21 protein-coding genes are annotated in these 22,179 nt (G+C 56.5%); 15 read left to right on the top strand and 6 right to left on the bottom strand.

The window, feature by feature from the left end:
* Window positions 1–2: 2 nt before the first annotated feature.
* The 9 genes from AC2FLE_RS19550 to AC2FLE_RS19510 all read left to right on the top strand — a co-directional run bounded on the left by AC2FLE_RS19550 (window position 3) and on the right by AC2FLE_RS19510 (window position 8,262).
* Window positions 3–761 (top strand): type IV secretion system protein, encoded by a 759-nt coding sequence (locus AC2FLE_RS19550; RefSeq protein WP_496699143.1) that lies wholly within the window; start codon window positions 3–5, stop codon window positions 759–761.
* Window positions 761–1,147, top strand: coding sequence for a hypothetical protein (locus AC2FLE_RS19545; RefSeq protein ID WP_299985884.1), 387 nt, complete (start codon window positions 761–763; stop codon window positions 1,145–1,147). The genes AC2FLE_RS19550 and AC2FLE_RS19545 overlap by 1 nt, the downstream gene beginning before the upstream one ends.
* Complete coding sequence (locus AC2FLE_RS19540) at window positions 1,144–2,223, top strand: type IV secretion system protein (RefSeq protein ID WP_496699141.1); 1,080 nt, start codon at window positions 1,144–1,146, stop codon at window positions 2,221–2,223. The genes AC2FLE_RS19545 and AC2FLE_RS19540 overlap by 4 nt, the downstream gene beginning before the upstream one ends.
* A gap of 57 nt (window positions 2,224–2,280) precedes the next feature.
* Window positions 2,281–3,018: a VirB8 family type IV secretion system protein gene (locus AC2FLE_RS19535; protein WP_496699139.1), complete on the top strand. Its 738-nt coding sequence runs from the start codon at window positions 2,281–2,283 to the stop codon at window positions 3,016–3,018.
* Window positions 3,018–3,842 (top strand): TrbG/VirB9 family P-type conjugative transfer protein, encoded by an 825-nt coding sequence (locus AC2FLE_RS19530; RefSeq protein WP_496699137.1) that lies wholly within the window; start codon window positions 3,018–3,020, stop codon window positions 3,840–3,842. Before AC2FLE_RS19535 ends, AC2FLE_RS19530 begins: the two co-directional genes overlap by 1 nt.
* Window positions 3,842–5,131: a TrbI/VirB10 family protein gene (locus tag AC2FLE_RS19525; RefSeq protein ID WP_496699135.1), complete on the top strand. Its 1,290-nt coding sequence runs from the start codon at window positions 3,842–3,844 to the stop codon at window positions 5,129–5,131. The genes AC2FLE_RS19530 and AC2FLE_RS19525 overlap by 1 nt, the downstream gene beginning before the upstream one ends.
* 100 nt (window positions 5,132–5,231) lie before the next feature.
* On the top strand, window positions 5,232–7,412 hold the full coding sequence (locus AC2FLE_RS19520) for a type IV secretory system conjugative DNA transfer family protein (RefSeq protein WP_496699133.1): 2,181 nt from the start codon (window positions 5,232–5,234) through the stop codon (window positions 7,410–7,412).
* Window positions 7,409–7,699 (top strand): hypothetical protein, encoded by a 291-nt coding sequence (locus AC2FLE_RS19515; RefSeq protein ID WP_496699131.1) that lies wholly within the window; start codon window positions 7,409–7,411, stop codon window positions 7,697–7,699. The genes AC2FLE_RS19520 and AC2FLE_RS19515 overlap by 4 nt, the downstream gene beginning before the upstream one ends.
* Before the next feature lie 11 nt (window positions 7,700–7,710).
* Window positions 7,711–8,262, top strand: a complete 552-nt coding sequence (locus AC2FLE_RS19510; protein ID WP_496699129.1) for a HutD/Ves family protein — start codon at window positions 7,711–7,713, stop codon at window positions 8,260–8,262.
* A gap of 14 nt (window positions 8,263–8,276) precedes the next feature.
* Here AC2FLE_RS19510 and AC2FLE_RS19505 read toward each other — a convergent pair whose 3' ends face one another.
* Window positions 8,277–9,641: a formimidoylglutamate deiminase gene (locus AC2FLE_RS19505; RefSeq protein WP_496699127.1), complete on the bottom strand. Its 1,365-nt coding sequence runs from the start codon at window positions 9,639–9,641 to the stop codon at window positions 8,277–8,279.
* Between the two features lie 76 nt (window positions 9,642–9,717).
* Here AC2FLE_RS19505 and hutI point away from each other — a divergent pair, with 76 nt between their 5' ends.
* From hutI to nhaC, 5 genes are read left to right on the top strand one after another with little or no spacing between them, the layout of a single operon-like run.
* Window positions 9,718–10,926 carry an imidazolonepropionase gene (gene hutI / locus AC2FLE_RS19500; protein ID WP_496699125.1) on the top strand — a complete coding sequence of 403 codons (1,209 nt, stop codon included), beginning with the start codon at window positions 9,718–9,720 and terminating at the stop codon, window positions 10,924–10,926.
* Window positions 10,927–10,928: 2 nt separating this feature from the next.
* Window positions 10,929–12,458 (top strand): histidine ammonia-lyase, encoded by a 1,530-nt coding sequence (gene hutH, locus AC2FLE_RS19495; protein WP_496699174.1) that lies wholly within the window; start codon window positions 10,929–10,931, stop codon window positions 12,456–12,458.
* A complete protein-coding gene (hutG, locus tag AC2FLE_RS19490) occupies window positions 12,458–13,273 on the top strand; it encodes an N-formylglutamate deformylase (RefSeq protein ID WP_496699124.1) in 816 nt (271 codons plus the stop codon). The genes hutH and hutG overlap by 1 nt, the downstream gene beginning before the upstream one ends.
* Window positions 13,270–14,940 (top strand): urocanate hydratase, encoded by a 1,671-nt coding sequence (hutU, locus tag AC2FLE_RS19485; RefSeq protein ID WP_496699122.1) that lies wholly within the window; start codon window positions 13,270–13,272, stop codon window positions 14,938–14,940. Before hutG ends, hutU begins: the two co-directional genes overlap by 4 nt.
* A 39-nt stretch (window positions 14,941–14,979) precedes the next feature.
* Complete coding sequence (nhaC, locus tag AC2FLE_RS19480; RefSeq protein WP_496699121.1) at window positions 14,980–16,473, top strand: Na+/H+ antiporter NhaC; 1,494 nt, start codon at window positions 14,980–14,982, stop codon at window positions 16,471–16,473.
* Between the two features lie 81 nt (window positions 16,474–16,554).
* On the opposite strand, the gene hutC is transcribed toward nhaC, so the two are convergent.
* The 5 genes from hutC to AC2FLE_RS19455 form a co-directional block, all read right to left on the bottom strand.
* On the bottom strand, window positions 16,555–17,283 hold the full coding sequence (hutC, locus tag AC2FLE_RS19475; RefSeq protein WP_496699119.1) for a histidine utilization transcriptional repressor HutC: 729 nt from the start codon (window positions 17,281–17,283) through the stop codon (window positions 16,555–16,557).
* Window positions 17,284–17,634: 351 nt separating this feature from the next.
* Window positions 17,635–18,426 carry an amino acid ABC transporter ATP-binding protein gene (locus AC2FLE_RS19470; protein ID WP_496699117.1) on the bottom strand — a complete coding sequence of 264 codons (792 nt, stop codon included), beginning with the start codon at window positions 18,424–18,426 and terminating at the stop codon, window positions 17,635–17,637.
* A gap of 8 nt (window positions 18,427–18,434) precedes the next feature.
* Window positions 18,435–19,097, bottom strand: coding sequence for an amino acid ABC transporter permease (locus AC2FLE_RS19465; RefSeq protein WP_496699116.1), 663 nt, complete (start codon window positions 19,095–19,097; stop codon window positions 18,435–18,437).
* Window position 19,098: 1 nt separating this feature from the next.
* A complete protein-coding gene (locus AC2FLE_RS19460; RefSeq protein ID WP_496699114.1) occupies window positions 19,099–19,758 on the bottom strand; it encodes an amino acid ABC transporter permease in 660 nt (219 codons plus the stop codon).
* Window positions 19,759–19,829: 71 nt separating this feature from the next.
* Complete coding sequence (locus tag AC2FLE_RS19455) at window positions 19,830–20,672, bottom strand: transporter substrate-binding domain-containing protein (RefSeq protein WP_496699112.1); 843 nt, start codon at window positions 20,670–20,672, stop codon at window positions 19,830–19,832.
* A 159-nt stretch (window positions 20,673–20,831) separates the two neighbouring features.
* Here AC2FLE_RS19455 and AC2FLE_RS19450 point away from each other — a divergent pair, with 159 nt between their 5' ends.
* Window positions 20,832–21,926, top strand: a complete 1,095-nt coding sequence (locus AC2FLE_RS19450) for a pyridoxal phosphate-dependent aminotransferase (RefSeq protein ID WP_496699110.1) — start codon at window positions 20,832–20,834, stop codon at window positions 21,924–21,926.
* Window positions 21,927–22,179 lie beyond the last annotated feature (253 nt).

Genomic DNA, 22,179 nt, shown 5'->3' with positions numbered 1-22,179 from the left:
GGATGAAAACCATTTTCAAAAACACTGCCGCAGCCGCAACCTTTGTCCTGGCCGGTATTGTCGGGACGGCCGACACTGCCAAAGCACAGGGCGTGCCTACCTATAGTGTGACCGAACATGCCGAACTGATCGCGCTGCTGAACTCCAGTGGCGAAATGGTTGGTCTGAATACGCAGATCCTCGACAATGCGCTATTGCAGCTGCAAGAGCTTCAGGAGCAATTGCGCCAGGCGCGAGCGACGCACAGTGCCATCACGGGCGCCCGCGAAACAATCAGCAACTTGTTCAACGGCGATATCACACCGCGCAAGCTATCCTCGTCCCTTTCCACGCTCTCCATGACTGGCAATTCGGTGAACCGCCGCCTGAGCAATCACATGGAAGAGTTGCGGGTGGATTTCCAGCCGCTGAGCGGGTTGCAGGCGCTGGGACGTTCGGCTGAAGATCCGGCCACAAGGTCACATGATCTGGTTTCCGGATCGAGCATGGCCGGGTTGGCGATTGCCGAGGAAGGCTTTGCCGGGGCTGGCGAAGCGATGGAGCGCTATGACGGCTATCGTGAGCAGATTTCCGCGACCGATGATCTGAAAGCTAGCATTGATCTGAACACACGCATAGCGATTGAGAATGGCATGATGCTCGCCACTTTGTTGCAGACCCTCTCTGCACAAGGTCAGCTGGACGCCGCAATCGTCAACCAGCGCCTGCGCGGCCAGGATATCGTCGCGCGCCAGGCGTACAGACCTGAAGGATCAAACTGATGCGCTTCCCCACAACCATCTTTCTCATCGCAGCAACCGTCGCCTCAACTCTGGCGGCGGGTCAGCCAGCGCTTGCCCTGACGGCAGAGGAAAAGCGCGAGGAGTTTCGTTTGGGCAAGGCATTAACAGTATCTCGCACCAGAAAAAGGGCTGAGGTCCGAAATGACTATGCTGAAAAATGCGAGGTCGCCTTTGCTTCGGGTGAACCTATGCCAGAACCGGATGTGCGCATCACAGAGGAGGTCGAGATCGACGACGATCTGTTGGGCATGACCGTAGAAGAGATTTCAGATCAATACGGGCTGGCTTCGGATGCAAACAGGGAAGCGCGGAAAATGATGAATGAATGCATCCTGAAGTTCAGAAAGAGGAATGATGGGTCATGAGCATCAGAGACTTCCTTGTTGGCACCGATCAGAGCTTTGACAACATTATCAACGGTGGGTCGCAACAGGTGTTCCAGGCCCTTGCAATCCCCAGCGCCCAATTCCTGACTATGCTCGCCGGGGCTGCACTGGCAGTCTGGGCGGTCACCGCAGCATACCGGGGTAGCTTCTCCCTCGATGGATTCATTGCCTTTGTTTTTCGATTTACCTTGTTCTATCTGGCGGTGTCCGGAGGCGCGCTTTGGACCCAATTCATCTATCCTTTTATCACTCAGTTCCCGGTCGATGTTGGCAACACCATCATCAGCAGGTTTGGAGGTGGGGGTGACGCTGGTGGTGTGGCTACCGCATTTGCCGATGTTGCTGATACTTCTTTCGACAACATTGTGACAGCCATAGGGTCCTATGGCGTGACAGACTACCTCGCAGGAGACGCACTTGGTGTTTTGCTGTTCGCGTTGCTTGCCGCGTTTTTCATCCTTCTAATGATCATTGTCGCTCTCGCCCTGCTCGTTGCTTCTAAGGTCCTGTTGGCGATCCTTCTGGCTATCTTTCCGGTGCTTGCAGTTTGGGCCTACCTCCGCAGTTCGGCAGAAATCTTCAACGGCTGGGTGCGCGGCATTACCATGCTGGTTTTGTTCCAAGTTTTGCTTTTTGGAGTTATGGGGATTGCACTGGCTGCCACGCAGAGCGTATCGGATGCTGTCTCTTCCGGCATCGACTCTGGTTCAGATATACCTCTGGAAATGTTCAAGCTCGCGGGCATCAGCGGAATTACAGCTGGGTTGTTACTCATTTGTCCGATGATTGCACAACGTATCGGTGGTGCGGCTTTGAACTTGGGCGAGTCCCAGATTAAGGGAGCCTCTCTGGCTGGAATGAAACTTCTGGGCGGCCAGATTACAGGCGCAAACTCTGGCGGCAACAACCTAGGCGACGTCTCCAACCAGCGTGCCAGTGCTGCAAATGAGGCCGACAGGCCATCCTCAACTGAGGCAAACAACCAGCGCATTCGGGATTCTGTAAAGCGCGGGGCCGAACGCATGGCCGAAGACGCACGACGGCGCGGAAGCTGATCAAAACTCATTGAAATCATTGGCGGGCTGGCCCCGCAACAGACGAGGAGTCACCAGATGCAACATGCAGCAGCAGATTTGAGGCCCGATCCGCTCAATCCTGACGGGCAGTATCAGGGCTCTCCCCTGCCGGACACGACCACCATTCACGACGGTCACGACCGCTGGGAAGATGAGATGTATCTGTCCATGCGGCGCAGGACAAAGATGGCCTATGTCGTGGCCGGAGTTGGCGCGCTGATCGGCGTGATGGGCGTTGCGGCTGTGATGGGTCTGGCTCCGCTCAAACAGGTCGTGCCCATCACAATGACGGTCGACAAACATACGGGCCTGGTCAACGTGGAATCCCGTCTGGGTGATCTGACGCTGGACGATGATGAGTATGTCACGCAGGCGCTGTTGTTTCAGTATGCCCGTGATCGGGAAACCTATGACGCGCACGATCAGCGCGAGCGGCTGACCGATGTGTACCGGCGGACCTGTGGCGGAGCCGCCGAGGATCTGGCTGCGCTCTATGACGAAGACAATCCCAACAGCCCCATGAACATCTATGGCAACTATGGGCGCGTTGATGTCCGTATTCGGTCTGTCACGCTGAACAACTCAAACTCGGCGACGCTGCGCATCACGAAAAGCGCTCGCCAACAACAGGGCGCTCCGGTCTCAACGCGGAATTTCGTGGTGACAATGGGATACGAGTTCGACCGCACCGGAAACATGACACTGGAAGAGCGTTGGAACAATCCAACCGGCTTTTGTGTCGCCAATTACCGACTGGATGAGGAGGCGCGATAATGCTGCGTTTACTTTGCACTGTGGCTGTTATGCTGGCGCTTGGCGCGACTTCTGTCTCAGCTGAACAAAATGGACGGGGAACCCGCACGGACGCGCGCGTGCGCACGCTCGTGTATCACCCTGACGAGGTTTACAAGATCGATGTGTCGCGGGGCTATGCTCTCAGTATTCACCTTCAAGACGGTGAACAGATGGTCGATGAGGTCCGGGGCGATCCGAAGACCTGGGACTTCATCCCGCTGACCGCTGGCAACGGTTTTGTCCTGAAAGCCAAACACGCCACCACGCAGGCGAGCAACCTCATTCTGCAAACCAACCTGCGAAGCTATGTGTTTCTCCTTCAGGCGCATGAAGCCGGTCCACCTGATAATATCGGGTTTCTCTATCGGTTCAGCTATCCGGATCAGAAAAAGGGATTCAAACCGCGACAGGCCGGTAACATCCAGACTGCATTCAACACCACCGGACGGCCTGCCAATCTGCAATACAGCGCCAGCGGTGACAGGTTGTTGCGGCCGGAAGTGGCGTTTGATGATGGGCGCAAAACCTATCTGCGCCTGAAACAGCAAAGCGTGCGGCCTGCAGTCTTCGCCATGGACGCAAAAGGGCGCGAACGTCTGGTCAACTCAACGGATCTGGCCGATGGCACCATTGTCGTGACCGGTGTTTATCCGCGCCTGGTCCTGCGCGACGGGCCTTATGTGGTCTGCGTGTTCAACATCCCCCTCTATGAAGTCGACCAGAACCGGAACCCGAACAAACCACGCAGGGTTTCGGCATCCACATCTCAGCGCAATTCAAGTCATGGTGGGGAGAACCGCTGATGTCTGAGAAAAACAAACTGCTTGAGAACCGCATCGAAGGCTCTGAGGAGGAAAAACGCGGCCTGAACCTGCCCATGATCCTCGGCATCAGCGCATTCGTTGCCTTTGTTGGCCTGTTCTTCTGGATCAACAGTGGCGGGGATGAAACCGGCCGACGCGGCAGCATCATTCCCGAAGTCAACGAGACACCGGACCAGCGCAATCAGGGGGGCACCCTATTCGGAGCCGTGCCAACGGGACCTTTGCCCCAGGTCGAACAAGAGCCAGACCCGCGCGTTGCCATTCTGGAGGCTGAGCTGGCGGAATTGCGCAAGTTAATCAAAGCCGCGCAGGCCGAGGCACCTGTTGAGGAGGCCGCCCCGCAAGCGCCCGCCTCGGATCTGGACGCGGCGGCCCTCGCAGCGCTCGAAAAACGCACCGCGCGACAAGAAAAGGCCCTTGAAGCGTTCCTGAAGAAGCTGGAAGAGGATCGGCTTGCGGATGAGCGCCGGCAACGGGAACTGCTCGCGCGGATTCAAGCGAACAGGCCGATCACGGAACCGGGCCAAGCGTCTGAACCGGCACAGCAAGGCGATCCGGCACGGGATGCCGTTGCGGCTGAAGAAGATCGGTTGACCCAGCCTTTGACCAATAGCCTTGGACGCAATGCTGCTGGGGCGGGTGCTGGCGGCAATGCGAATAACAGCACGGGCAACGATTTCCTCGATGCCGCCGCCTCGCGTACAGTCCAGACAGCGCGGGCAACCCAGTTGCAGGATGTGCATCGCCTGATCACGCAAGGCACCATGATTCCGGGCGTTTTGGATACAGCAATATCGTCCGATCTTCCCGGTGAATTGAAAGCCACCATAAGCCTGGATGTGTGGTCAGCGGATGCAACCACGATCCTGATCCCCAAAGGCTCAACGCTGATTGGTGAATACTCGTCGGATATCTCCCTTGGTCAGCGCCGGGTTCTGGTGGCCTGGAACCGGGTGATCACGACGGATAAGCGTTCCATCATGATCGGCTCGCGCGGCGTCGACGGTCTGGGCCGCGCCGGTCTGACAGGCAATGTGCAGCACCACTTTGGCCTCAAGTTTGAAGCGGCGTTCTTTATCTCGATCTTCTCGGGGATTTCCAGCTTCGGAAATCGCACTTTGAGCGAGAACGATCTGTCCACCGGAACCGATGGCTTTGCGAATTCCGGTCAGGATGCCTTTGAGGAGTACCTGTCGATCCCGCCGACAATCTGGGTGGACCAGGGGGAGAACATCAACGTGTTCGTATCGCGAGACCTCTATATGTGACGCCTTGAGCATCATTCCAAGCGGGGCGCAACATGGGTTGTGCCCCGCTTTCCTTTGAAGCCTGCGACACCCTGACACTCTTGCCCTGAAGGAGAATGCCATGAGCACCATACAGGCAAAGACCCACCTCCCTTATACGATTGCAGCAGGCGTCCTCAGCATCCCGCTCTGGGCCGCGCTTTTGATAGCCTGGAAGGTGAATGGCGATATTGAAACATGGCGGCCGTGGCTCTTGCTCAGCCAGCGCAACACGCTGCACCAGAAGGATTGGGACCTGGTCCTTTGGGGTGGCATGACACTCGGGCTGATGACCGGCGCGGGCCTTGCCTATCTCTTTGGCGGGATGGTGTTTGGTGTGACCGCGACTGATGCCCACGGCGACGCGCGTTGGGCCACGGCCAAAGAGATCCGCGCAGCGCGTCTGATCAGCGATTGGGGACTGGTGCTGGGCAAGCTGGGCAAACCGGAGAGAAAAGCCCCGCATCTGCGCGCCCATACCGATGACCAGGGCACGGTGCTGGTCTCGGGTCCGCCGCGATCCGGCAAGGGTGTTGGTATCATCGTCCCTACCCTGCTCGACTATCCCGGCTCGCTCATTGTCTATGACGTGAAGGGCGAACTCTTCGAAACCACGTCGCGGCGACGGCTGGGCAAGGGGGACAAGGTACGGGTCCTGTCGCCATTTGACGTCCAGTTCCCCAACAATCCGGATGGCTCGCTTGTCGGCCGGTCGCATAGCTTCAACCCGCTGATCGAGGTCGCCGCAATGGCAGATCTCGAAGACCGGCTTGTGCGGATCTCTGAAATCAGCGCGGCACTGTTGGCCCCTAAAAGCACAACCGGCGCTGAGGCGTCTTTGATGGAAGATGCACAGGAAATATTTGAGGCCGCGGCGGCGATAGTTTGTAACGAGCCGGAACCCTCGCTTGGGCGCGTACTGCAGGTGTTGACGCCGGAGGTCGCTGGTGACGATGAGGTTCCAGATTACAAAGCTATGTTTGCCGCCCTTGCCCCGCGCGCGCCTGATCCAGTCTCGAAAGGCGCGATGCTGCGCATGGCGGGCCAGGACAACAAGCAGTTGGGGATCTACCTGTCGGTCCTGATGGGCGGTGGTCTTAATGCGTGGCGCAACCCCGCGATCGTGCGCGCGACAAAGACCAATGATTTTGACTTTGAATCGATGCGTTGGGAACCTCAAACTTGCTACATCTCGATTCCGGAAGCGCATAAGCAGGTGTCGCGGCCTTTGGTGCGTCTGTTCATCCAATGCGCCATCAACGCGCTACGCCGACGGCTCATGGCTTCGGGTGAGGATTTCTTGCCGGTTCTGTTTCTGATCGATGAATTTCATTCGCTGGGGAAAATGCAAGGCGTCCTCGATGCTGTAACCACCCTACCCGGCTATGGTGGCCGGCTGTGCCTGGTCGTACAATCGCCGGCATCGCTGCGCGAACACTATGGCCCTGCAGGTGAGGAAATCCTGACTGAAAGCTCGCACCTGCATGTGTGGCTGACGCCCAATTCTGAGGAGACAAAACAAAAGCTGTCCAAGGCGCTTGGCAACAAAACGGTGACACAGAAATCCGTCTCGGGGCGCAACTGGTCTAAAGAGCCCGGCCGGTCTGAAAGCTGGTCAGAGAAAAGCCGGGCACTGCTGACCCCCGAAGAAATCGGCCGGTTGGGCAAAGAAGAGGTCATTATAACCGGCAAGGGTATGTTCCCGATCCGCACGAACCGGGTGTCCTATTACAAAGACCATCGGTTCAAAGCGCTGAATGACAGCCAAAAGGGCAAGTCTTGGCCGGATGTGCCTGTGGTCAAGGATGGCGTTGTGACCCGCTATGATGAATTCCTGAAAAGTGCCGGGTCGGCCAAATCGGCTGAGGCCGGAGAACCGGAGCTTGAGCCTGTCGCCAAACCTCCCTTGTCGCAGCGCGCGGCTGTCACTGGACCACGCTCATATGATCCGCCTGAGTATGAGGGGTATCTTGATCAAGGTGTGGCCGGCTACGGATACTTCGAAGATCCGCGCGAGACTGCCGATGACGAGGAAACAGCCGAGGACCGCCAACTAACGCAAGCAATCCAAACGGTGAAAGCACCCAGCTTTGCGGACAACCTCGGTAACCTCTTGAACCTGGCAACGATCAGCCCGGACAGTGAGCCCAAGCTTGCCGATCTGGCACATCGGCTCTCACCTGACGAGCTGGTCAAAAGGCTGATGCCACTGTTCAGCGGCAAAAACGTGAAGATCAGTGGCCATTCGCTGCGTGGGGCATGAACTGGCAAGAAGCCGGACAAACCAGCCTTATGCTGACGCTGCCAATGCTTGCGCAGAAATCGATCGCGCTTGAAGCAAGGAATTTGCTGCGTTGCAGCCAATGTCCCCAGACCAGCCGTTCAATCTTGCCGAACTTGTCTGGATTCATGCACCCTTTCGCTGCGGTCGGTTTCGATATTCAAGAAGCGGACAAATTGAGAAATTGCAGTGGTCGTGCCTTTGCCCGATGTGTGGTGTGTCGCCGGTTACGAATTGCATTCGTTCTGTTCATATCCGGTTATCTGTGATGAATGGCATCATGAAAATTATTGGCAAACAGGACTACCTGACCCAGCCTTGGAAAAATGGTCTTGGTGTTACAAAAGAGATCACCTGTGTGCATGATGGCGACAGGTTGGTTTGGCGGTTGAGCCTTGCGCGTGTCACCTCTGACGGTCCATTTTCAATGTTTCAGGGGTTCGAGCGCATTCTGACAGTCATATCCGGTGACGGCATGATCCTGACCGGTGAGGGGAAAACCTATCGCGCGGACCCGTTCCAGCCACTGTGTTTCTCGGGTGGCATTGTTCTGAATGGCGCATGTAACAACGGCCCGGTCGAGAATTTTAATCTGATATTTAACCCTAACCTGATTTCGGCGACCGTCCATGTTCTGTCTGCCTGGTCTTCTGACATGGGGCAAACAACCACAGCCGGAGTGAGTGCCATCTATGCTCTGTCAGAACGCATAAGCATCACTGACACTGTCACGCTCGACCAGGGGGATACTTGTCTGCTGGACAACCCGGTGCCTTTGATTGCGTTGACACAAGATCAACGATGCATCTGCGTTTCGCTGACACATCGCTGATCTCTCATAACACCTCAGAGGCCCGACACCAGTTCGCCAATTGCAGCCCTGTACCGCGTCACAATGCTGTCGCGGGCGACGTGGCGGCCGGATTTGACCATGTGACGGCCAGCTGACCATGTGTCGGTGACAACATCGTCGGGTGCCGCGAAACACAGGCCATCGAGTACCTGTTCATCCTTCAAAGCACAGAGGGACGGGTGGTCCCGGTCGATGGCGACCAGATCGGCCAATTTTCCTTCAGCAATTACACCAGCATCACGACCAAGCGCCTGCGCGCCGCCTCGGGCTGAACCGGTATAGAGCGTATGGCCAACTGATCCTTCACCAACCACCAACACGTTGCGGGACATGTCACGCAGCCGTTGCGAATATTCCAGCGTCCGCAGTTCTTCGGTCAATGATATGCGCACGTTGGAATCAGAGCCCAGGCCAAACGCGCCATCATGCTCAAGATAGGTTGGGCCATTAAATGGGCCATCGCCCAGATTGGCCTCGGTGATCGGACACAGTCCGGCGACGGCACCGCTTTTGGCCATTGCGAGGGTTTCGGCATCGGTCATATGGGTCGCATGGATCAGGCACCAGCGATCAGTGACATCCACATTGTCCAGAAGCCAGGCAACCGGGCGTTGGCCCAGCTTGGCTTCGACATCTGCCACTTCTTTGAGTTGCTCGGAGATATGAATATGCACGGGGCCCTCCAGCACAGCATTCAGCACCCGGGCCAGATCAGCAGGTGATGTTGCCCGCAGCGAGTGGGGCGCAATACCAACCTGCGCATCAGCGGGCAAATCGCCAAGCCTTGCTTTGCATGTATCAACAAGAGACAGAAAGCGATCCACATCATTGGAAAAGCGTAGTTGACCACCTGCCAACGGCTCCTGATTGACGCCACCATAGGTGTAGAGCACCGGCAGATGGGTCAGGCCGATACCTGTCTGGATGGCTGCGGCATAGATCCGGTCACTCAGCTCCGACAGCTGCCCAAAGGCGCTGCCATCCGGCTGATGGTGCACATAATGAAATTCGCCAACTGACGCGTACCCTGCTTCTTGCATTTCCATGAATACCAGAGCAGCGATTGCTTCATACTGCTCTGGCGTCAGATGTTCCAGAAAGCGATACATCAGTTCGCGCCACGTCCAGAAGCTTTCGCGCCCCGCAGCGCGAAACTCGGTCATGCCTGCCATCGCGCGCTGAAACGTGTGGCTATGCAGATTGCCGAGAGCAGGAAGCAGGACGTCAACACGATGGTCATCCGGCTGGGGCACGCAATCGCGCGTGATCTTCACGATATGGCCATTGTTACATTCGACACGAACACAACTAACCCATTCACGACCCAACAATACTGTTCTTGCGTAGATCTCCATCATCTTCTCATTTGTATAGACATTATGATATTATCATTATACAAACGCTCCACATTATGCAACTTGAGAATCGGTTGGAATGTCCAAGAACAGAGTTTACACAAACGCGACCCTGGTAACGCTTCAGACTTCTGAGCGTCCGTACGGCCTAGTCGCCAACAGTGCGGTTGTGATCTCGGACGGTGTGATTGCCTGGGTCGGACAGGCCGGTGAAGTGTCCGTACAATACGCCGATTTCCCTGTCGAGGACCTCGAACAGCGCCTTGTCACTCCCGGCCTTATCGATTGCCACACACATGTTGTCTTTGGTGGCGACCGCGCCGAAGAGTTTGAAATGCGTCTGAACGGTGCCGGATACGAAGAGATCGCCCGCGCAGGTGGCGGCATCAATTCGACGGTACGCGCAACACGGGAAGCCAGTCTTGAGCAACTTGTCGAGGGGGCTGTGCCCCGCGTTGACGCGATGATCGCCGAAGGATTGACCACGATTGAGATCAAATCCGGTTACGGCTTGGAACGCGACACCGAACTGAACATGCTGCGCGCCGCGCGCGAGATCGCCCGACTGCGGCCTGTTACGGTTCACACCACATACCTGGGGGCTCACGCAACACCCCCCGAATACAAAGGCCGCGATGACGCCTATATCGACGAGGTTGTGATCCCCACGCTGCACGCAGCCCATGCCGAAGGGTTGGTAGATGTGGTGGACGGCTTCTGCGAAGGTATTGCCTTTCAACCTGATCAGATTGCGCGCGTATTCGATGCAGCCAAATCCCTGGGCCTGCCGGTGAAATTACATGCCGAACAGCTCAGCAATCTGGGTGGCACAAAACTGGCCGCCTCTTATGGGGCGCTGTCGGCGGACCATATCGAATACCTTGATGAAGAGGGCGTCATTGCGATGGCGAACGCTGGCACCACCGCCGTTATTCTGCCCGCCGCATTCTATACGCTGCGCGAATCTCAGCAGCCGCCAGTGGATTTTTTGCGCAAACACAAGGTGCCGATGGCGCTGGCCACGGATTGCAACCCCGGCTCGTCGCCGCTGACCTCGCTGCTGCTGACCATGAACATGGGCTGCACGCTCTTTCGCATGACGCCCGAAGAGGCATTGGCAGGTGTGACACGCAATGCCGCGCGTGCCCTTGGCCTGCGGGATCGTGGGGCAATCGCCCCCGGTATGCGCGCTGATCTGGCCATTTGGGACGTCGCCCGCCCCGCCGAGCTGTCTTATCGCATCGGGTTCAACCCGCTTTATAAACGTATATATGGAGGTCACGCGTGACTATTCTCACCCTCGTTCCCGGACAGGCAAGCCTGCCACAACTGGAAGACATTTACCGCAACGCCACTTCAGTGCAATTGGACCCTTCCTGCAAGCCCGCCGTCGAAGACGCGGCCGGTCGCATTGCAGACGCAGCAGCCGGTGACATCGCTGTTTATGGCGTGAACACCGGTTTCGGCAAACTGGCCTCCGTGAAGGTGGCACCGGAAGATACAGCGACCCTGCAACGCAATCTGATCCTGTCGCATTGCTGTGGTGTTGGCGATCCGATGCCACGGACCCTGGTGCGTCTGATGATGACATTGAAACTGCTCAGCTTTGGGCGCGGTGCTTCCGGTGTGCGTTGGGAATTGGTCGAACAGCTGCAAAACATGTTGGCCAAGGGCGTCACGCCGGTTGTTCCGGCACAAGGTTCCGTCGGCGCGTCGGGCGATCTGGCCCCTCTGGCGCATATGACGGCTGTGGTCATCGGTGAGGGCGAGGCGGAATTTGACGGTACTGTCATGCCCGGCGCCGAGGCACTGGCCAAGGCCGGGCTGACGCCCATTGAACTGGGCCCCAAGGAAGGGCTCGCGTTCATCAACGGCACGCAGTTCTCCACCGCCTACGCTTTGGCGGGTCTGTTCGATGTCTGGCGCGCGTCGGGCAATGCTCTGGCAATCTCGGCGCTGTCTACAGATGCGATCATGGGGTCAACTGCCCCGTTGCAGCCCGAAATCCACATCCTGCGCGGTCACCGTGGCCAGATTGAAGCGGCAAATACCATGAGCGCCATTCTGGACGGCTCCGAAATCCGCGAAAGCCACCGCGAAGGCGACACCAGGGTGCAGGACCCTTATTGCATCCGCTGTCAGCCGCAGGTGACGGGCGCGGCGATGGATGTGCTGCGTCAGGCCGCCACCACGCTGCTGACCGAGGCCAATGCCGCCACCGACAACCCACTGGTGCTGACCGAGGCGGGCTTGATCGTGTCGGGCGGAAACTTCCACGCCGAACCTGTTGGATTTGCCGCCGACATGATCGCGCTGGCCCTGTCGGAAATCGGTGCGATCTCACAACGTCGCGTGGCGTTGATGGTTGATCCAACGCTCAGCTTTGATTTGCCGCCGTTCCTGACGCCCAATCCCGGTCTGAACTCGGGCTTGATGATTGCCGAAGTCACAACAGCGGCGCTGATGTGCGAAAACAAGCATCTGGCCAACCCCTGTGTGACCGATTCAACGCCCACATCGGCCAATCAGGAAGATCACGTGTCGATGGCGGCCCATGGTGCGCGCCGCTTGCGCCAAATGGTCGATAACCTGAACAATATTCTGGGTGTCGAGCTTCTGTGTGCGGCCCGTGGTGTGGAATTCCGCGCGCCTCTGCAAACCAGCCCGCCGCTGCAAAAGGCCATCACGCGTCTGCGTGAGGATGTCACCAGCCTTCAGGAAGATCGCTATATGGCACCCGATCTGAAGGCGGCCCATGATCTGGTTGCGACTGGCGCGATCCTGCATGCCATGGGCGCGGCGCTGCCGGAGCTTGGTTGATGCAAGTCTTTGACGTCATAACTGGTGATGGCCCAATTGTGTTGGGCCAGCCACATGGCGGGACGTTTGTGCCTGATGCTATCGCGGCCCGGTTCAATGCAACCGGCACCGGGCTGGCAGATACGGATTGGCACATCACCCGGCTTTATGACGGGCTTCTGCCCGGCGTAAGCGTGGTGAAATCCAATGTGCATCGCTACGTCGTTGACGCCAATCGTGATCCTGTGGGTGTTTCGCTCTATCCGGGGCTAAACACCACGACGCTGGTGCCACTGACCGATTTTGATGGCCAATCCATCTGGTCAGAAGGTCAGGAGCCGTCGGACGATGAGATCGAAGAGCGTCGCCAAGCCTATCACGCACCCTATCATGACGCGCTGAAGGCCGAGTTGGAGCGGGTCCGCGCCAAACACGGCATTGCCATCTTGTTTGACTGCCATTCGATCCGCTCCAACATCCCGTTTCTGTTTGAAGGTGAATTGCCGATCTTCAACACCGGCACCAATGACGGGGAAACCTGTGCACCGGCAATTGAACGCGCAGTTCATCAGGTGGTCAAAAACTCTGACCTATCGGCGGTTCTGAATGGTCGGTTCAAAGGAGGCTGGACCACCCGACATTATGGCCAACCAGAGATCGGCATTCATGCCATCCAGATGGAGATTGCCCAGCGAGCTTACATGCGCGAAGCCCAACCCTGGAAATATGACGTCGACCGTGCTGGCCGCGTGCGCCTGTATTTGCAGGAGGCTCTTGAAAGACTAGCTGAACTCGCGCGCTTACACGCGCTTATCAAGAAAGGGAGAGAGATTTGACCGATCCTCGCAAAAACACCCGTGACATTTATCCCCCCACGGGCACCGAACTGAATGCTAAAAGCTGGCTGACTGAGGCACCCCTGCGGATGCTGATGAACAACCTGCACCCGGACGTGGCAGAAAACCCGCATGAGCTGGTTGTGTATGGTGGTATCGGACGCGCGGCACGGACCTGGAAAGATTTCGATCTGATCGTCGAAAGCCTGAAAAACCTGGAAGAGGATGAAACCCTCTTGGTGCAGTCCGGCAAGCCGGTCGCCATTGTCAAAACCCACAAAGATGCGCCACGTGTTCTGATCGCCAACTCGAACCTGGTGCCGCATTGGGCCAACTGGGATCACTTCAATGAGCTCGATAAAAAGGGTCTGGCGATGTATGGCCAGATGACCGCGGGCTCCTGGATCTATATCGGCAGCCAGGGCATCGTGCAGGGCACCTATGAAACCTTCATGGAAGCGGGCCGCCAGCATTTTGATGGTAGCCTCAAAGGCCGCTGGATCCTGACCGGTGGTCTGGGTGGCATGGGCGGTGCCCAGCCTCTGGCAGCCGTGATGGCCGGTGCCTGCTGCCTGGCGGTGGAATGCGACGAGAAAAGCGCAGATTTCCGCCTGCGCACCCGCTATGTCGATGAAAAGACGCACAGCCTTGACGAAGCGCTTGAGATGATCGACCGCTGGACCAAGGCGGGCGAGGCAAAATCCGTAGCTCTGATCGGCAACGCGGCCGACATCTTCCCCGAGATTAACGAACGTGGCATCCGCCCCGATATCGTCACTGACCAGACTTCGGCCCATGACCCGGTCAACGGCTATCTGCCACAAGGCTGGACTGTTGCTGAGTGGCGAGCCAAGGCCGAAACCGCTCCCAAAGAAGTAGAGAAAGCCGCGCGTGCCTCGATGAAAGTTCAGGTCGAGGCCATGGTTGCCTTCCATGACGCCGGCGTGCCAACCGTGGACTATGGCAACAACATCCGCCAGATGGCACTGGAAGAGGGGCTGGAGAACGCCTTTGCCTTCCCTGGCTTCGTGCCCGCTTATATCCGTCCTCTGTTCTGTCGCGGTATCGGCCCGTTCCGCTGGGCAGCCCTGTCCGGCGATCCGGAAGACATCTACAAGACCGACCAGAAGGTGAAGGAACTGCTGCCCGATAACACGCATCTGCACAACTGGTTGGACATGGCCCGCGACCGGATCGAATTCCAGGGCATTCCGGCACGTATTTGCTGGGTCGGTCTGGGGGATCGTCACAGGCTGGGACTGGCCTTCAATGAGATGGTCAAGAACGGAGAGCTGAGCGCTCCGGTTGTGATCGGTCGGGACCACCTGGATTCAGGTTCGGTTGCCTCGCCCAACCGAGAAACCGAAGCGATGATGGACGGCTCAGACGCCGTTTCCGATTGGCCGCTCCTGAACGCATTGGTCAACACTGCGTCCGGCGCTACCTGGGTCTCGCTGCACCACGGCGGAGGCGTTGGCATGGGCTTCAGCCAGCATTCGGGCGTTGTGATCTGTGCAGATGGCACCGATGACGCGGCCAAACGGCTGGAACGGGTTCTGTGGAACGATCCGGCCTCGGGTGTCTGGCGCCATGCCGACGCCGGCTATGAAATCGCCAAAGACTGTGCCCGTGAACATGGTCTGAAACTGCCCGCCATTCTCGGCTGAAAAATTGCGCCGGGTCGAACAGATCCGGCGATCGCTGCTGTGGAGGATGAAGGCAGCAAATTTAAATGCGAACAGGAGGAAAAAATGAAGACGACATTGCCGGAAGGCGCAAGACTACCAACATTTTGGGAAGCAATGATTTCACTGCTTTCTTTGGTAGTGGGCATAGCGGTGTCCATTATCGTGTACGGGCTTGACCCACACATTCCAATGCTTCTGGGTGTGACGGTCGCAAGTGCAGTCGCACTACGCTGCAAATTCCCTTGGCAAAGCATCCAGAATGGCATGGTTCGGGGCATAACCAACGCATTGCCTGCTGTGATCATCCTGATTGTTGTCGGAATTTTGATCGGCGTCTGGATTCTTGCGGGTGTGGTGCCGACGCTCATTTACTACGGCCTTCAGGTTCTGTCGCCTGGCATCTTTCTGCCTGCTACGGTGATCATCTGCTCGATTGCTTCGCTGGCAACCGGGACCAGCTGGGGTACTACGGGTACGATTGGTGTAGCCCTGATCGGTATTGGGGCAAGCCTTGGTTTCCCCCTTCCCATTGTCGCAGGAGCAGTTCTTTCCGGTGCCTATTTCGGGGACAAAATGTCACCATTGTCGGATACGACGAATATGGCACCAGCCTTGGTGGGAACTGACCTGTTCACCCACATAAAGCACATGTCCTATACCTCCGGAGTAGCAATCATTCTAACCCTTATCATTGAGTATTTTCTGGGTCTTTCTTACGGCGGTAATAGTCCCGAAAATCTTGAGCGGGTTCAGACAATGCTCACTACCCTGGAGGCCAACTTCACGATCAACCCCGTGCTTCTTATCCCGCCAATTGTTGTTGCCGTAGTGTCTTACAAGAGAGTTCCGGCGATACCAGGTATTGCGCTTGGCGTTATCGCAGGGGCACTCTGCGCCATCGGTTTGCAAGGGGCGGGCTATGACGATCTTGTGAATGCTAGCTTCAAAGGGTTCAAGGCGGATACCGGAGTTGAAGACGTTGACAAGCTTTTGTCACGTGGCGGCATGAATTCAATGATGTGGACGCTCGGCCTTATTATTTCGGCACTGATGTTTGGTGGCGTCATGGAGCGCACCAGTCAGCTTAAGGTTCTGGCAGACAAGATCCTGACATTGGCCAAATCGAACGGCTCGCTGATCCTGACAACTGCCCTTACGACCTTTGGGGCGAACGTTGTGATGGCAGAACAGTATATGTCCATCGTCGTTGGAGCGCGTACCTTTGCGCCGGAATATCGCCGCCGCGGTCTTTCGCCTGAAAACCTCTCACGCGTCGTTGAGGATTCAGGCACGGTAACCGCTAATCTGGTTCCCTGGAGTTCAGGCGGAGCCTATCAAACGGCCACGTTGGGCGTTCCAACAATCGCCTATGCACCCTTTGCATTCTTCTGTTGGTTATCGCCGCTGGTGACGATCGCATATGGGTATCTGGGCATCACGATCAGTAAAATGACTAACGAAGAACTGGCTGAAGTGAGAACCGAAGAAACCGCGGCCGCAGCTTCTACATAAAAGTGCATCTTCCCCAATTGAACCCGGCCAGAGCAATCGCTCTGGCCGGTTTTTTGTACCCACTTGATGAGTGTCGACTATTCAGATTTTTTCAATAGAGCTGCTTAGGTGATAGCGGTTGCCCGGATAAATAAGGTTGCTCGTTGTCGCCACCGTGCGGCCACTCCAGGTTTTTCGCTCAATCATCAAGCAAGGGACCTCCTTGCCTATATCAAGATGTCGCTGCGTGTCAGCGTCGGGCATGATCGCGTGAATCGACTGCACAGCACGTGTGACTGGGCTGATTTTTTGAATATAGGAATAGGTTGTCATGCAGTTGAAGTCCTGCTCAAGATAATTCGGAACAGTATAGGGATTGACGAATTTGTTTTCCAGTTGCAGCGGGATCGTGCCCTCATAGTGAACGACGCTAGAGAAAAAAATCGGATGGCCGGGTGTGATGTTGAATCGCTCAGCCAGATAAATGTCCGAGAGAATTTCTGTCAGTTTCACAACTTTGCACTGATGGCTGTGCCCACGTGCCACGATTTCCTCTGCAATGTCTGCAATTTTCAGAACGGACGATCCGAATTTCTTTTCTGCGACAAAACTGCCCGAACCGGGAATGCGTTGTACCAGCCCTTCATCCGACAACCCCCGAATAGCCCGATGAACGGTCATCCGGGATGCGTCAAATTTGTCCATCAAAGAATGTTCCGTCGGGATTTTATCCCCCGGGACCAGCAAACCGGAATCGATCTCTTCCCTGACAAAATCCTGAATATGCTTGTAGATCGGTTGATTCTTTTGTTCTGGCAAAGCGAAGCTCACTCGAATTTACATTATGCGCGGATGGACTGCACCGGTGTTTTCGATGCAAGTGTTAGTGCAAATTGTTCACTGTTTCCATCTCAATGACGAACCTGCACCGCTTTAACCGGTTTCGTATGAAATGGCCTTAGGGCCGACCCCTGGGGTCCCTATATAATTAAGTGACTTGAATCGGCAGTTGTTGCCGCTAAGCAGCGCCCTTGCCCAATATTAGAGACCTTGCACCGGATCACCTGCTCGCAATGCGCAACGGATGCGACTCGATTGACCTACCCTAGCGAAGAATGAACTCACAATAGGTGTCGCGGGGGGCTTGTCGCTTGACCGTTGGGCCGCCGCAGTACTGTCACTTCAGAAGACGTTCCGCTCTTTGTAAGACTCCAGAAAATCCACGATCCTCTGTTCCGAATTTTCCTGGAAGAACTCCGATGTGGTTGTGTATTTCACAAGCTGGCCTTTATCGAGGAAGGCGATCTTGTCGGCGACATGCGCGGCAAAACCCATCTCGTGGGTCACGACAACCAGGGTCATGCCTTCAGCGGCCAGGGCCTTGATCACTTCAAGCACCTCGCCCACCAGTTCAGGATCAAGCGCCGAGGTCGGCTCATCAAACAACATCAGATGCGGTTCCATCGCAAGTCCGCGCGCGATGGCGACCCGCTGTTGCTGACCGCCCGACAGTTGCGACGGATAGCTGCCCGCCTTTTCAAGCATCCCGACTTTTTCAAGCACCTCGTTCGCCTTGACATGGGCCTCTGCCAGTTTCAACTTGCGCACGCGCACCAACGCATCACTCACGTTTTCCAGAACGGTCATATGGGGCCACAGGTTGAACTGCTGAAACACAAAGCCGATGTTGCGGCGGGCGTGCAAAAGCTCTTTCTCGGACATCAGAGAGCGTGAGCCCCCCTTGTCAGTGTATCCCAGAAGCTCACCTTCGATCAGAACCGATCCTTCGTTGTATTGCTCAAGAAAGCTCATGCACCGTAGCAATGTGCTTTTGCCGGAGCCACTTGGCCCGATCAGGCACACGACTTCGGATTCATTGATATCCAGAGAGATGTCTTTCAGCGCCTGAAAATCGCCGAACGTCTTGCTGATATTCTGCACTGAGATCGCAACGGGTGTTTGTGACTTGGTCATGGGGTTTCCTATTTGCGGATCGTGAGATGGCGTGTGAAGCGCGATTCAGCCAAACGGCCCAGATACGAGGTCAACTCGACCAGCATCCAGTAGAACAGAGCGAGGATCAGCGTCGCCTCGAAGAACGCGAAGGTTTCGGTTGACATCGTGGTCACTTCGAACAGCAGTTCCGGGACCGTGATCACCGAAAGCACGGCGGTTTCCTTGGTCAGGATGATCGAGAAATTCGTCAGTGGCGGTATGATCGAAATCAGCATCTGCGGCAGCATCACCCGGCGCATGATCGTGAACCGTGACATGCCCAGCATTTGCGCCGCCTCGATATGCCCGGGGGGGACCGCGCCGAACCCGGCCCGGAAAATCTCGGCGAAATAGGGGCTGCTGTAGATGGTCAGCCCGACGATACCGGCAGGGATCGGATCCAGAACCAGGCCGAACGACGGCCCGCCATAGTAAAGGATGAAAAGCTGGACCAGAAACGGCGTGCCGCGGATGATCTCGACATAGGCACGCAGAATGGGGTTGAGAAACTTGATCTTGGCGCGGATGCCAAGGGCAAGAACAAAGCCAAGCAATGCGCCCAGGACTGTCCCGGCAATCCAACACAGGATCGTAACGCCAAATCCGCTCAAAAGGGCTGGACCGTAGCGCGTGAACAGGTCGAAATCCATATTATGTTCCTCCAAGCGCAGGCGAGAGTTTGCGCTCTGCCGCGCGACCGGCCATGGCGATCACAAGGTTGAGGGCCAGGTAAAGGGCCGCAGCCGCCAGATAGATTTCCAAAGGCCGATAGGTCGAGGCCGCGATGTTCTGGCTGGTGCGGGTCAGTTCAGCGATGCCTATCACCGAAATCAAGGACGACGCTTTCAGCAACAGGATCAGCTCGTTGATCAGCGAGGGCAGCGAAATAACGAGAGCTTGCGGAATAAGGATCTTTTTCCAGACCTGCGTCATCGGAAATCCCAGCACCCGGGCGGCTTCGATCTGTCCTTTTGGAATCCCCATCAGCCCACCGCGCACAATCTCTCCGATATAGGCGGCCGAACAAAACGACAGGGCGATCAGGCCGGCGATAAAGGCAGGCAGCGAAACGCCGATGACAGGCAGGGCGTAGTAGACAAGCATCAACTGCACAACCAGCGGGACGCCGCGGAAGATGCTGACATATACGCCCCCAATTCGGCGGATGGCCTTGCGTTCGGAAACACGCGCGGCGCAAACCGTCACGCCGATCAGCAAACCGCACAGCATTCCTGTCAGGGACATGACAAGGGTGACCATCAACCCCTGAAACAGAAACGGCAAAGCATCAATGACAACCTGAATGTCCATACGGCCCTCCGGCGAAACGGTTCAATTCGATCCCCGCGCCAAAAGCTGGCGCGGGGGCGGGTGAGCTATGCTCAGATTTTGGGCTCTGGAACTTCGGTCGGCAGATCAATCGTAGTCCCAAACCATTTTTCCTGAATTTTCGCCAGCTCACCGTTTTCATGCATGGCCTTGATCGCATCATCAATCGCCGCCTTCAGGCTTTCGGAATCACCGTCAAGGCGCAGTGCCATGGAGAAGTAGGTCGGCGTCCCGAAGGCAGGCTCGACGATTGCAAACTCCGTACGCGATTGCGTCAGGTAGGCCAGGTTGAGCAGTGGTCCGGCCACGGCATCGACACGCCCGGCCATCAGATCGGAATAGGCCTGATTGTTGTCGACATATTCACGCAGATCAGCGCCGCCATCCAAAGTTGCAACATAGTCTTTTAGCTGATTGAACTCGGACGACGCCTTTTGCCCACCCACAGGCAGACCTGCGATATCGCTGGGCTGCTTAATTCTGTCGTCATCGGCGCGTTTGACCAACCCAACCGTGCCGGTTGCGAAAGGGATCGTGAACGCATAGCGCGTCATGCGCTCGGAAGTCACAGTAACCGGGGCATTCACCACGTCAAAACGCCCGGCTTCGAGACCCGGAAGAACGCTGGACCAAGGCAGGTCTGTATATTCTGCTTTCACACCGATATGTGCAGCGATTGCATCGGCCATATCACGGCTGACGCCCTGATATTCGCCATCAACGATCATGTCGAAAGGCGGATATTGCATTTCAGTTCCGAAACGCAGCGTGCCGCTCGCGATTACATCGTCCAGCACATCTGCCTTGGCTGCAACGGTGCCGGACAGCGCGATCGCACCGGCCATGGCGATGGTCGTTGCAAGCCGCGCTGCAGTGGTGGTGAAAGGTAAATTCATCTGGGCATCTCCCCTTTTGTGGGAACGGCAACGCATATCTTGCGTAATTTTATTACGCCGCTCGGTGATATTTTTTCTAGTATCTAAATGCATATACAATTATATACCTATGTCAAGTAACTACCAAACATCGCCGAACGGCACCCACCAGGAGTTGACATGAGACAAGATCCAGGAAGTGAGAAAATGCGCCTGTACGAGGAGGAAAGCTCGCCCGAGGCCATCAGCCGGAAGTTCGGAATAGATGTCAGTGACATTGTTGACTTCTCGGTCAATGTGAACCCGTTTGCCCCGCCCCCGGTTGTTTTCGACGAAGCCGCTAAGGCCATCAAAGCCTGTGGCGTTTACCCTGATCTTCACCTCAAGGGCCTGAGGCAACTGCTGTCCAGACGGCACGGCCTGGACGAGGGGAGTTTCATGTTTGGCGCAGGGTTAGATGATGTTTTGAAACTGATTTCCCAGGCGTGGCTTGGCCCTTCCAAGGTGGCGCTGGTTCACATCCCCACCTTCCCGCGATACGAGCTTGAAGCCCGAATCGTGGATGCCTCCCTGGTGTTTGTTGAATCAGAGACACCCTGGCAAATCGACATACCCAGGATCCGGGCCGCACTGGACGCACAGCAAATTGACGTCGCCTATCTATGCTCTCCCAACAATCCGACAGGCGCCCGCATCAATGTCAAGGACATCGAAAATCTGGTCGCAGAGTTTCCTGCCACGAAGTTTGTCGTCGACGAAGCCCTTGCAGACCCAGGCGAAACCGGCGCGATACCAATGGTCAATGTGTATTCCAACCTCGTGGTGTTGCGTACTTTCTCGAAATATTTCGGCCTGGCGGGACTAAGGGTTGGATACGCCGTGGGACAGCCCGACACCGTCTTTTCCCTGACATCGGTAAGGCCGCCTTTCAATGTGTCCGGATTCTCGGCCAGAATGGCCATGGCAGCTCTCGAGAACGATGATTTTCTGGCAACCACGCGCAGTGCATTTAGGGCTGAGCGTGAATTTGTGGTCTCTGAACTGGAAAACTTCCCCGGTCTAAGCGTTCGTGGATCGTGTTCAAACATGATGCTAATCTCCGTGGACGATATGCCAGCCGCCGAGTTTGTTGGGGCATTGGCCAGACACGGGGTTCTCGTGGTGGACGCAACCTCGTTTCGTGGCCTTGAAAGTGTGCCCTCAGTCAGAGTATCGTTGCGAACACGCGCTGAGAACATTCGGCTGATAGAAGCAATATCTGGTGTAGCCGCCTGATCCCATCCGGTGCGGGACGCTCTTCATAGACCACACCGGCGGGATGCTGCTACACAGGCCAATGACCACGGCTTGGCCCTCGGCGCGCAGGATGGGATCGCCTAACTGCCACCTAGAAACATGCGAGCCCCGATAGAAATATTGCGCATGCAAAAACCCATATTCATTCGGGCGCAACGAAGAGTCGCTTTGTCCTTGTAAAGCCGACACTCGGCCAACGGCAGCGATGTCCGCGATCTGTTTATTCGTGCAA

The organism is Ruegeria sp. CDSA077, assembly GCF_059612265.1.
The sequence above is the reverse complement of the archived record's forward strand: the minus strand, read 5'-3'. Positions and strand labels throughout refer to the sequence as shown.

Excerpts from the sequence above, each read along its gene's own strand:
- AC2FLE_RS19550 (WP_496699143.1), top strand. The coding sequence starts at position 3 with ATGAAAACCATTTTCAAAAACACTGCCGCAGCCGCAACCTTTGTCCTG.
- AC2FLE_RS19545 (WP_299985884.1), top strand. The coding sequence starts at position 761 with ATGCGCTTCCCCACAACCATCTTTCTCATCGCAGCAACCGTCGCCTCA.
- AC2FLE_RS19540 (WP_496699141.1), top strand. The coding sequence starts at position 1,144 with ATGAGCATCAGAGACTTCCTTGTTGGCACCGATCAGAGCTTTGACAAC.
- AC2FLE_RS19535 (WP_496699139.1), top strand. The coding sequence starts at position 2,281 with ATGCAACATGCAGCAGCAGATTTGAGGCCCGATCCGCTCAATCCTGAC.
- AC2FLE_RS19530 (WP_496699137.1), top strand. The coding sequence starts at position 3,018 with ATGCTGCGTTTACTTTGCACTGTGGCTGTTATGCTGGCGCTTGGCGCG.
- AC2FLE_RS19525 (WP_496699135.1), top strand. The coding sequence starts at position 3,842 with ATGTCTGAGAAAAACAAACTGCTTGAGAACCGCATCGAAGGCTCTGAG.
- AC2FLE_RS19520 (WP_496699133.1), top strand. The coding sequence starts at position 5,232 with ATGAGCACCATACAGGCAAAGACCCACCTCCCTTATACGATTGCAGCA.
- AC2FLE_RS19515 (WP_496699131.1), top strand. The coding sequence starts at position 7,409 with ATGAACTGGCAAGAAGCCGGACAAACCAGCCTTATGCTGACGCTGCCA.
- AC2FLE_RS19510 (WP_496699129.1), top strand. The coding sequence starts at position 7,711 with ATGAAAATTATTGGCAAACAGGACTACCTGACCCAGCCTTGGAAAAAT.
- AC2FLE_RS19505 (WP_496699127.1), bottom strand. The coding sequence starts at position 9,641 with ATGATGGAGATCTACGCAAGAACAGTATTGTTGGGTCGTGAATGGGTT.
- hutI (WP_496699125.1), top strand. The coding sequence starts at position 9,718 with ATGTCCAAGAACAGAGTTTACACAAACGCGACCCTGGTAACGCTTCAG.
- hutG (WP_496699124.1), top strand. The coding sequence starts at position 12,458 with ATGCAAGTCTTTGACGTCATAACTGGTGATGGCCCAATTGTGTTGGGC.
- AC2FLE_RS19470 (WP_496699117.1), bottom strand. The coding sequence starts at position 18,426 with ATGACCAAGTCACAAACACCCGTTGCGATCTCAGTGCAGAATATCAGC.
- AC2FLE_RS19465 (WP_496699116.1), bottom strand. The coding sequence starts at position 19,097 with ATGGATTTCGACCTGTTCACGCGCTACGGTCCAGCCCTTTTGAGCGGA.
- AC2FLE_RS19460 (WP_496699114.1), bottom strand. The coding sequence starts at position 19,758 with ATGGACATTCAGGTTGTCATTGATGCTTTGCCGTTTCTGTTTCAGGGG.
- AC2FLE_RS19455 (WP_496699112.1), bottom strand. The coding sequence starts at position 20,672 with ATGAATTTACCTTTCACCACCACTGCAGCGCGGCTTGCAACGACCATC.
- AC2FLE_RS19450 (WP_496699110.1), top strand. The coding sequence starts at position 20,832 with ATGAGACAAGATCCAGGAAGTGAGAAAATGCGCCTGTACGAGGAGGAA.